The following is a 10,632-nucleotide window of genomic DNA, read 5'->3' on the forward strand; positions in this document are numbered from 1 at the left end:
AGATCAGCACTTCCGGCTTCAGGGTCAGGCAGCGCGCGATCGCGATGCGCTGACGCTGGCCGCCGGAGAATTCATGCGGGTATTTCTGCAGCGCCCCGGCCGGCATCCCCACCTTGTCCAGCAGTTCCTGCGCCAGCTTGCGCCGCTCGCCGCCATCGCGGCCGATGCCGTGCAGCTGCATCGGTTCGCTCAGGATCTGCTCCACGGTGAAGCGAGGGTTCAGCGAGGCATAGGGGTTCTGGAAGATGATCTGGATGCGGCGCTTATAGGCGTGGAAGGCCTTGGCGTCCATGCCCAGCAGGTCCTGGCCGTGGAATAGCGCCTGGCCGCCGCTGGCCTGGTGCAGCCGCACCAGGGTCAGACCGACGGTGGTCTTGCCGGAGCCGGATTCGCCGACGATGCCCAGGGTCTTGCCGCGGGCCAGCTTGAAGGACACGTCCTTGACCGCGTGGAACTGGCGCTTGCCGAACAAGCCTTCGCGCACGTCGAAGGATTTGCTGAGCCCGCGCACGTCCAGGATGATTTCGTCGTCCTCGCGGTAGCCGCGCTCGCGCTGCGGCGGCTCCACATAGCCGCCCGGCTGCAGGAAGTCGTCGATCACCGCCAGCCGCTGCGGCCGCCGGTCAAGGTGCGGGCGGCAGGCCAGCGCTGAACACCGGGTTCAGCGAACTCATCGGCTCCTGGAAGATCATCGCGATGTCTTTGCCGCGCAGCGCGCGCATCTCGGCACCGCCGGCCTTGAGCAGATCCCGCCCTTGCAGCAGGATCTGGCTGTCCGGGTGGATGCTGGCGTGCTGCGGCGACAGCAGGCGCATGATGGCCATGGAGGTCACCGATTTGCCGGAGCCGGATTCGCCCACCAAGGCCACGGTGCGCTTGGCCGGGATGTCGAAGCTGACGCCCTTGAGCGCCTGGAAATCGCCGCCGTTCTCCTGACGGAACGCCACTTTGAGATTGCGCACCGACAGCAGGGTCTGGTTCTGAGTCATAGTCTGTTCTCCCCGCTCACTTCGCCGCCGCGCGCGGGTCCAGCGCGTCGCGCAGCGCGTCCACCAACAGGCTGAAGGCGGTGACCAGCAGCGACATGGACAAGGTAACCGCCAGCATTTGCCACCAATAGCCCTGGATCAGCTCGGTGGGCGCTTCCGCCAGCATCGATCCCAGGCTGACCTGGCGCACGCCGACCCCGAAGCCGAGGAAGGACAGGATGGCTTCGTACTTGATCAGCGCCACGGTGAGCAGGGAAAACTGCACCAGCAGCAGATGGGAGATATTGGGCAGGATGTGGACGAACATCTTGCGGGCGTTGCCGGCGCCGATGGCGTCCGCCGCCTGCACGTATTCGCGGCCCTTGAGCTTCAGGTATTCCGCGCGCACCAGGCGGAAAGTGCCGGTCCAGCTGGTCAGCGCCATCACCGCGACGATGGTGGTGATGCCGCGGCCGGAGACGGCGGCGAAGGACAACAGCAACAGCATGTCCGGCACCGAGGTGAACACGCTGTAAAACCAGCCCAGCGCGTCGTCCACTCTGCCGCCGAAATAACCGGCCGCCGCGCCCAGCGCGCAGCCCACCAGCAAGGCCGACACCGCGCCGAACACGCCGACGAAGATGGAGGTGGAGGTGCCTTTCAGGGTTTTCTCTATCACGTCGCGGCCGCGCAGATCCGCGCCGAAGGGCAACGCGGCGCGCTTGGCCGGCGCGGCCTGCGCGTATTCGCCCACATGCTGCCGCGCCTGTTGCAGCTCCTGGCCTATCGGGTCTTCCTCCGGCGTCATGGTGACGATGGGGGCGGACGCCTGGGCGGGCTTGGCCGGCTCCGGCGGCAACACGTCGTCGGCGGAGGCCTGCACCCAGCTGGGCGGCGCGTAGGGCACGGCGATTTCGTCGGTCCAGCCGCCGCCCACCAGATTGAACCAGCCGCCGACGGCTAGCAGCAGGTAGACCGCCACGATCCATAGCGAAACAAAGCCCACTTTCTTGCGTTTCAGCCTTTGCCAGCCCAGCGCCCACAAACCGCGCGAGGGGGCGGCCGGCGCGGCGCCGGCGCCATTATGCAATGTCGTCATTTCCAGCCCTCTCTCACTTGAGCTGCACGCGCGGGTCGATCAGCTTGTAGACCAGATCGCCCAGCAGATTGAACACCATGGTGGCGATGGCGATATAGATGGTGATGGCCTTGATCACCGGGAAATCGCTCTTGTTCACCGCCATCACCACCTCGTTGCCCATGCCGGGAATGCCGAAGAAGCTTTCCAGCACCAGCGCGCCGATCAACATATAAGGCAGCGACATCATCACGCTGGTCACCACCGGGATCAGCGCGTTGCGCAGCACGTGCTTGAGCATCACCGCGCGTTCGGACAGGCCCTTGGCGCGCGCGGTGCGCACGTAGTCCTGGCCGATTTCCTCGACGAAGAAGCTGCGGTAGAAGCGGATGTCCGGCCCCAAGGACACCATCAGGCCCATCAGCAGCGGCAGCGGCACGTAGACGAAGAGATTGACCCAGAAGGCATCCCCCCAGCCGCGCACCGGGAACCAGCCCATTTTGAAGGCCAGGAAATACTGGCCGGCGATGATGTAGACCAGCGCGCTGACCGACATGGCCACGGTGCAGGCGATGGTGACGATGTGGTCGGTCAGGCCGCCGCGGAAATAAGCGACCAGCGCCGCCAGCGGGATGGCGATCAGCAGGTCCACCACCAGCATGGCGCCGGTCAGCGTCAAGGACGGGCCGACGCGGCTGCCGATGATGTCGGCCACCGGCTGCTGGGTGGACCAGGAGGTGCCGAAGTCCAGCGTCAGCACCTGTTTGACGAAGATCCAGAACTGCTGCGGCAGGCTCTGGTCCAGGCCCAGCTGGGCGCGGATATTGGCCAGCACGTCCGGCGTCAGGTGCTTGCCGGCCAGCACCAGCGACGGATCGCCGCCCACCAGGGTGAACAGGGTGAAAACCAGCAGCATGACGCCAAACAGGGTTGGGATCATCTGCAGGATGCGACGGATGATAAAAGCGGACATGATGTTCTCCTCGCCTGCCGCTTACTTCTGCACGTCCAGGAAACGCCAGATGTAGTTGTAGTTGGGATGCAGCTTGGCGCCGCGCACCCAGGGCTGGATCAGCGTGTTGCGGAAACGGGTGTCGCTGAAGGCCCAGGGCGTGTCCGCCATCACGATCTTGTTCATCGCGTCGTACAGCCAGTTGCGTTCCGGGCCGTCCTCCAGATTGCGGGATTGCTCGTACAGCCGGTCATAGCGCGCGGACTGGTAGCAGGCGTAGTTGACGCCGCCGGTATTGGGGCCGTACAGCAGCTGGACGAAGTTCTCGCCGTCCGGGAAGTCCGCGATCCAGGCCGCGCCGTTCATGCCGAACTTGCATTCGCGCTGCGCCTTGATCTGTTCGTTCCACTGCATCACGCGGAAGTCCACGCGCACCTTGATCAGATCGAAGGCTTTCTGCCAGTACTCGTTCCATTGCTTGTCGATGGCGGTGGGGCCGGTCAGGAAGTCCACCACCATCGGCGCGCCGTTTGGCTGGCGGCGGTAGCCGTCCGCGCCCTTTTTGTAGCCGAAGCGGTCCAGCAAGGCGTTGGCCAGCGCCGGGTTGTAGGGGAAGGCGCCGCGGAAATCCGGGTTGTGGCCGGCCACATTGGGCGGCACCACGTACTGGACCTTGACCGCCTGGTTGCGGCGGATGTCGCGTATGGTTTCGTCGGTGTTGAAGGCCATGGTGATGGCGCGGCGCAGCGCGATCTTGTCCTTGCCGTAGCCGCCCACCACCGGGTCTTTCATGCCGAAGGCGTAGAAGGTGATTTCCTCGTCCAGGCTGCGCAGCAAGCGGACGCCCTGCCGCTGGAGATCCGGCTTCAGTTCCGCCCGCCACGGATTGCTCGGATCCATGCGCAGCAGCTGCCGGATCAAGGGCTGGGGAATGCCCACCAGGTCCAGCTCCGCGCTCTTGAACGCCAGCCAGGTGGGCTGTTCCTCCTGGATCACCGACACTTCGATGCGGCCGATCTGCGGATAGCTTTTGCCGTTCATCTCGCGGGCGACGCGCTGGTCTTCCGGATTGTCGCCCGGCGGGTAGTTGAAAGTCTGCTTGCGGAAATGGGGGTTGGCCACCAGCGAGATATGGGTGCCCGGCTGCCACTTGGCCAGCATATAGGGGCCGGTGCCCACCGGATGGGCGTTGGTGTTGCTGCCGTAAGCCTCCACCGCCTCGCGCGCCTGGCCTTGCACAAAGGGCGCGGCCAGGATGTATTTCAACGCCGGGTACGGCTGGGTCAGCTTCAGTTGCAGGGTGTAGCGGTCCAGCGCGCGCACGCCGGCCACCGGCGCGTCGTAGTTGATCTTGCCGCCGGCGGGCTTGGCCCAGGCGTCCAGGCCGACGAATTTGCCGGCCACCAGATCGCTGATCGGCGAGGCGACCGCCGGATCGATCAGCCGCTTGAAGGCGTAGACGTAGTCTTCCGCCGTCAGCTCGCGCTTCTTGCCCTTGAAGGCCGGGTCCGGCGCGAAGTACACGCCTTTTTTCAGGGTGAAGGTATAGGTTTTGGCGTCGGCGCTGACCGTGGGCATGGCGGTGGCGACATTGGGCACCACCTTGACCGGCCGCGCCAGGTAGTCGAAGGTCAGCAGCGGGTCGAAGATGTGTTCGATGATGGCGCCGGAGTAGATGTCCGAGGTCTTGGACGGGTCGAAACCGGTCTCCGGCGCGTTGAAAGCCACATGCAGCACCTTGTTCATGTCGGCGGCCTGCGCCGACACGCCTCCCCACGCCATCAGCGCCAGCAGCGCGCATCGCTTCAGGCTCATGATTTTCTCCTTTGTTGTCGCTTCGGCCTGGCGTCTTGCACCGGCCCGCTTATTATGTCGCCGTTCTAGCGGCTCTTAAAACGTGTTTACGATCTCGCGAGCTAAGGCGAGACAAGGCGAAAACGAGCGAAAAAGCGGAATGTACTCGTGGTACATGAGCATTTTGAGCTTGGTTTCAACGCCCATTTCTATCCATCCCGCCGACGCGCAGCAGATCGTAAACAGGTTCTTAACACTCATGAACAAGGTGCGCCGGCGCTGCTTGTTGACAAGCGGCGGCGGCGACGCCATCGTAAAAGTATCCCTTCAAACCACCTCAGGCGGACGCCGTCTCCCCCCGCCTGACACATTGCTCAGGAGCGCCTCATGAAAACAACGCTAGCGCTGTCCCTGCTGGCCGCCAGCCTGCTGACCGGCTGCGCCACCCAGGCGGGTTACGCGCAAAAGGTCTACGGCTGGCAAGGCCGCGACGTCAACGAGATGCTGGCGCAATGGGGCGCACCCACCAGCCAGCTGACCATGCCCAACGGCAATCAGCTCTACACCTACCGCAGCGCCTACAGCCAGGAAATGCCCTATCAGGGCGGTTTCTACAACTACCCCTGGGGCTTCAGCGGCGGCGGCTCGGTGTATTACCGCTGCACCACCAACTTCGTCGCCGATCCCAAAACCCATACCATTCAGTCGGTGAGCTTTGAGGGCAATGACTGCGTGGCGCCCCCTAAAAATTAAACACCGTCCTCGCCAAAAGAAAGAGCCTGCGCAAACGCAGGCTCTTTTCGTTTCAATGTTCGGCCGCCGGCTGGTGCGCCGGCTTGCCGCCCAATAGGCGGCGCACCCGGCTGCGCAGGCCGTCCAGATAGGTGTAGACCACCGGCACCACGATCAGGGTCAGCACGGTGGAGGTCAGCAGGCCGCCGATGATGGCGTGCGCCATCGGCCGGTTGCTTTCCGAACCGTCGCCGGTGCCCAGCGCCAAGGGCAGCATGCCGAAGATCATCGCCAGGCTGGTCATCATGATGGGGCGCAGCCGCACCCGGCCGGCCTCGACGATGGCCTGGTTGCGCTCCATGCCTTCGCGCCGCGCCTGATTGACGAAGTCCACCAGCAGGATGCCGTTCTTGGCGGCCAGGCCCATCAGCATGATGATGCCGATCACCGAGAACATGTTCAGCGTGGAGCCGAATAGATACAGCGAACAGAACACGCCGACGAAGGCCAGCGGCAAGGCCATCATGATGGTCACCGGCAGCGTGAAGCTGCGGAACTGCGCGGCCAGGATCAGATAGATGAAGATCACCCCCAGCGCCAAGGCCTGCACCGCGTAGCCCAGCGATTCCTGCATGTCCTTTTGCTGGCCGCCCTGCACCAGCATCACGCCCGGCGGCAGCTTCAGGCCTTCCACCAATTGATGCACCTCGGCGGAGACGGTGCCGGCGTCGCGGCCTTCGATATTGGCCAGGATGGTGATCTCGCGCATCATGTTGACGCGCTTGATCTGGCGCGGGCTGATGCCCTGCCGGGTCTCTATCAGCGAGGACAGCGGGATCATATTGGCCGCGCCGTGCGCATCCGGCCGCCCAGCCACGGTCAGCGCGTCCAGCAGCTCCTGACGGCGCTCGGACTTGGGCACCCGCAGCTTGACGTCGTAGTTTTCGCCGTCCGGCGCTTCCCAGGTGGTGACCGCGTTGCCGGCCAACAGGATGGACAGGGTCTTGCCCACGCGGGCCAGGTCCACGCCCAGGCTGGTGGCGGCGTCGCGCTTGAGCACCAGGTTCAGCGCCGGGTCGCCTTCGCTGAGGTTGGATTCGATGTCGCGCACGCCGTGGATCTTGCCCAGCCGGCGCATCAGGTCTTCGGACACCGCGGACAGTTCGCGCAGGTCGCTGCCGCGCAAGCCCACCTTGACCGGCTTGCCCTGCTGCTGCTCGTTGGCCACGGATTTGATGGTGACGCCGGCCACCGGCAGCACTCGCGCGCGCGCGTCGGCGATCACCTGCCCCAGGGTGCGCTGACGGCTGTTCTTGTCGCCGATGTCCACCGTCACCGAGCCGTCGTTCTTGCCGGCGCCGAAATTGCCCTCGCCCACATTCATCGAGATCGACTTGATTTCGGGAATGCCCTTCACCGCCGCCGCCAGTTCATGGCCCTTGGTGGCGGTGTATTCCAGCGCCGATCCGGGCGCGGTCTGGTAGCTGATGGTGAATTTGCCGCTGTCGCGCTCCGGGATGAACTCGCCGCCGATGCCCGGCACCAGCGCGAAGCTGGCGACGGTCAGCAGCAAGGCCGTGCCCAGCACGGTCTTGCGGTGGGCCAGCGCCCAGCGGATCACGCCGACGTAACGCTCCGACAACCGGTCCAGCGAGCTTTCGAAGGCGTCCAGCATCCGCCCCAGCGGGCCGCGATGCTTGTCGCCGTGGTGGTGCGGATCGTGCCAGATGGAGGACAGCATCGGGTCCAGCGTGAAACTGACCAGCATGGAGATCAGCACCGCCACCGCCACGGTCAGGCCGAACTGGTGGAAGAACTTGCCGATGATGCCGCCCATGAAGCCCACCGGCAGGAACACCGCCACCACGGTCAGCGTGGTGGCCAACACCGCCAGGCCGATTTCATTGGTGCCGTCCAGCGCGGCCTGATAATGGCTCTTGCCCAGGCCGGCGTGGCGCACGATGTTTTCGCGCACCACGATGGCGTCGTCGATCAACAGGCCGATGGACAGCGACAGGGCCAGCAGGGTCAGCATGTTCAGGGTGAAGCCGAACATCTGGATGGCGAACAAGGTGCCGATCAGCGACACCGGCAGGGTCAGGCCGGTGATCACGGTGCTGCGCCAGCTGCCCAGGAACAGGAAGACGATCAGCACGGTCAGGCCGGCGCCTTCCAGCAGCGTGGATTCGACGTTGTTCAGCGACTTCTTCACGTCTTCGGCGGTGTCGTAGGTGTAGCGCACCTGGACCCCGGCCGGCATCTGGTTCTTCAGCTCCGCCACCCTGGCCTTGACGCCCTCGGCCACTTCCACCACGTTGGCGCCGCGCGCGGCGCGCAAGTCCAGCGACACGCCGGGCCGGCCGTCTATCAGCGAGATGCTGGACTGCTCGGCCTCGGTGTCGGCCACGGTGGCGATGTCCTCAAGCCGGATGGGCGCGCCGTTGCGGTAACCCACCGCCAGTTGCGAGAAGTCGTCGGCGGATTTCAATTTGCCGGCGACGCGGATCGCCCACTCCTTGCTGACCGCCGACACCGAGCCGGCGGGGAAATCCTGGTTGGCGGCGCGCAGCGCGTCGGCCACGTCCTGCAGGGACAGGCCGGAGGCCTCCAGCCGCACCGGGTCCACGTCGACGCGGATCTCGCGGCGCACGCCGCCGATCAGCTTGACGTCGCCGACGCCGGCCACCATCTGCAGCCGCTTTTTCAACACCTTGTCCACCCAGGTGGTCAGTTCGCGCGGCCGGGTCTGGTCCGAGGTCAGCACCAGGGTCAGCATGGGGTTGTCGTTGGGGTCCACCTGGGACACGGTGGGCGCGGAGATCTCGCGGCGGAACTGGCCCTGGATGGCGCCTATCTTGTCCCGCACGTTCTGCACCGCCGACACCGGATCCACCGACAGCTCGAACTCCACCACCACGGTGGAATTGCCTTCCATGGAATAGGAGCGGATTTCCTTGATGCCGTTGATGGTGTTGACCGCCTCTTCCACCGGCTTGGAGATTTCGCTTTCCACCACTTCCGGCGAGGCGCCCGGATAGTCGGTGGACACCAGGGCGATGGGGAAGCGGATGTCCGGCATTTCCTCCACCGCCAGCCGCTGCCAGGAAAACAAGCCCAGCACCACCAGCGTCATCATCAGCACGGCGGCGAAATAGGGATTGCGGACACTGATTCGGGTCAGCCACATGCTGCGCCCCTCCGCTTAGAGTTTGCTGCCCGGCAGGGAGACCGGATCGCCGGCCTTCACCCCCACCAGGTCCACGGCGATCACGTGCTCGCCCGGCTTGACCCCGGACACCGCCGCCAGCCGGTCCGCCTCGGAACGCAGCAACAGTTCCACCGGCCGCCGCTCCAGCCGGCCCTGGCGCGCCACCAGCACCCAGGGCTGGCCGTCCGGATCGTGAATGGCCGGCAGCGGCAGCACGATCTGGTCGTTGATCTGGCGCAGCACAATGCCGCCCTTGGCGAACTGCCCGGCCTTCAGCTTGTATTCCGGGTTCTTCACGCGGATGTACAGGGTGAAGCTGCGGGTGCCCGCCACCGCCACCGGATTGATGCGCACCACTTCGCCGCGCTGCGGCTCGGCCAGGCCGTCCACGCTGAAGCCGGCCTGCATGCCGGGCTGGATCTGCGAGATCAGCCGCGCCGGCACCGTGGCGGCGATTTCCAGCACCGACAGGTCGGCGATGGCGAACAGCACCGCGTTCTTGCCGGCCACTTCGCCCGGATTGATCTTGCGCTCGTAGACCACGCCGTCTATCGGCGCGCGGATCTGAGTGTCCGCCAGCAGTCGGCGCGCGCGCGCCAGCTGGGTGGCCTGGGCCTTGGCTTCGCCCTCCTTCACCCGGTAATCGCTGTCGAATTCGTCATAGGCGATCTGCGAGATGAAGCCCTTGTGCAGCAGCTCGCGCTGTTTTTCCAGTTTGACCTTGGCCAGGCGCAGCCGCGCCTCGGTGTTGGCCACCTGGGCGTTCTGTTCCGTCACCGATTGCGACAACACTTCGGCGTCCAGCACCGCCAGCACCTGACCGCGCTTGACCGCCTCGCCCTCGCGCACGCGCACTTCCTTGACCCGTGCCTCCACCTCGGCGGCCACGGTGCCGCTGGTCAGCGCGTTGAGCGATCCGGTGAAGGCGATCGTCGCCGCCAGCGCGCGCGGCTTGGCCGCCATCACATCCGCGGTGGACAGCGCCCGCGCCACCGGCGCGGAGGCCGCGGCCTTGCCGGCGGCGCCCTCCTTGGGCGGGTCGGACGGCTTGGCGCCGCAAGCCGCCAGCGTCAACGACAAGAGCGGGACTATGACAAATCGTGTGTTCATCTGTTTTGTTCTTTTCTATGGTTGAGCCGCCTACGACGCGGGGCTCGGACACGCGCTATCGGCCGCCGCGTCAGGCTCGGCGGCCGCGCATCCAGGACGATGAAACGACGCAAGATTCCCCCTTGCGCCGGCGCGGCCGGACCAGGGCCGCTCGGCATCATCCCACAGGCTTCGCCGCGGGATATGCCATTGTGTGGTCGTATTGTCTTGTTGTTGTGAAACGTGGGCGAACAAGCCTCAGCCAAGCATTTGGGCGGCCTGACTGCGGCCGCCCGTTATCATGCCACAACACTATCCATTAAACATATGTCATTGCACAAACTGCTCGGAGCCCACGATGCCCAATTTAGTCACCCCCAAACGCTGAGACTCCGCCAGCACCATCGCCACCTCCGCCAGCACCATCGCCACCGGCTCATACCCCGCGTCCTTGTTCGGCTTGATGTGGAACTCCGGCTGCGGCGCCCGCGCCGCCGCTTCCGTCAGCTTCTTCTCCAAAGCCTCCCGGTTCGCCAAACGCTCTCCGTTCCACAAGATACCGTTGTCCGCCGCAATGTCGATCTGCACCACCACCGGCTTCTCCATCGGCTTCGCCGGACTGCTCACCGGCATGTCCAGCTTCACCGCGTGCGTCTGGATCGGGATGGTGATGATCAACATGATCAGCAGCACCAGCATCACGTCGATCAAGGGCGTGGTGTTCATCTCCACCATCAGCTCGTCGTCGGACGAGCCTACGTTCATTCCCATCTTGCTCTCCCTTCTAGTTGCGCGGCGGCGGTTCGGTAAT

Annotated in this window: 9 protein-coding genes; 1 reads left to right on the plus strand and 8 read right to left on the minus strand. The window is 65.1% G+C overall.

What is annotated here, in order from left to right; genetic code table 11:
* The 5 genes from DB032_RS24580 to DB032_RS11090 form a co-directional block, all read right to left on the minus strand.
* On the minus strand, positions 1-601 hold a 601-nt coding region (locus DB032_RS24580; protein WP_233246685.1), incomplete at its 3' end, for a dipeptide/oligopeptide/nickel ABC transporter ATP-binding protein.
* A 22-nt stretch (positions 602-623) separates the two neighbouring features.
* Positions 624-989, minus strand: coding sequence for an ATP-binding cassette domain-containing protein (locus tag DB032_RS24585; RefSeq protein WP_233246686.1), 366 nt, complete (start codon positions 987-989; stop codon positions 624-626).
* A gap of 16 nt (positions 990-1,005) precedes the next feature.
* Positions 1,006-2,067 (minus strand): ABC transporter permease, encoded by a 1,062-nt coding sequence (locus tag DB032_RS11080; RefSeq protein ID WP_107799537.1) that lies wholly within the window; start codon positions 2,065-2,067, stop codon positions 1,006-1,008.
* 13 nt (positions 2,068-2,080) lie between these two features.
* On the minus strand, positions 2,081-3,019 hold the full coding sequence (locus tag DB032_RS11085) for an ABC transporter permease (RefSeq protein WP_107799538.1): 939 nt from the start codon (positions 3,017-3,019) through the stop codon (positions 2,081-2,083).
* 21 nt (positions 3,020-3,040) lie between these two features.
* On the minus strand, positions 3,041-4,813 hold the full coding sequence (locus DB032_RS11090; protein WP_107799539.1) for an ABC transporter substrate-binding protein: 1,773 nt from the start codon (positions 4,811-4,813) through the stop codon (positions 3,041-3,043).
* Positions 4,814-5,179: 366 nt separating this feature from the next.
* Here DB032_RS11090 and DB032_RS11100 point away from each other — a divergent pair, with 366 nt between their 5' ends.
* Entirely contained in the window at positions 5,180-5,545 is a 366-nt protein-coding gene (locus tag DB032_RS11100) for a hypothetical protein (RefSeq protein ID WP_081551307.1), read from the plus strand.
* Positions 5,546-5,597: 52 nt separating this feature from the next.
* On the opposite strand, the gene DB032_RS11105 is transcribed toward DB032_RS11100, so the two are convergent.
* The 3 genes from DB032_RS11105 to DB032_RS11115 form a co-directional block, all read right to left on the minus strand.
* Positions 5,598-8,711, minus strand: coding sequence for an efflux RND transporter permease subunit (locus DB032_RS11105; RefSeq protein ID WP_107799541.1), 3,114 nt, complete (start codon positions 8,709-8,711; stop codon positions 5,598-5,600).
* Positions 8,712-8,726: 15 nt separating this feature from the next.
* Positions 8,727-9,842, minus strand: coding sequence for an efflux RND transporter periplasmic adaptor subunit (locus tag DB032_RS11110; protein ID WP_107799542.1), 1,116 nt, complete (start codon positions 9,840-9,842; stop codon positions 8,727-8,729).
* A gap of 309 nt (positions 9,843-10,151) precedes the next feature.
* Positions 10,152-10,592: a biopolymer transporter ExbD gene (locus tag DB032_RS11115; RefSeq protein ID WP_107799543.1), complete on the minus strand. Its 441-nt coding sequence runs from the start codon at positions 10,590-10,592 to the stop codon at positions 10,152-10,154.
* Between the last annotated feature and the right edge of the window lie 40 nt (positions 10,593-10,632).

It is taken from the genome of Chromobacterium sp. Panama, from assembly GCF_003052555.1.
Lineage (GTDB): Bacteria > Pseudomonadota > Gammaproteobacteria > Burkholderiales > Chromobacteriaceae > Chromobacterium.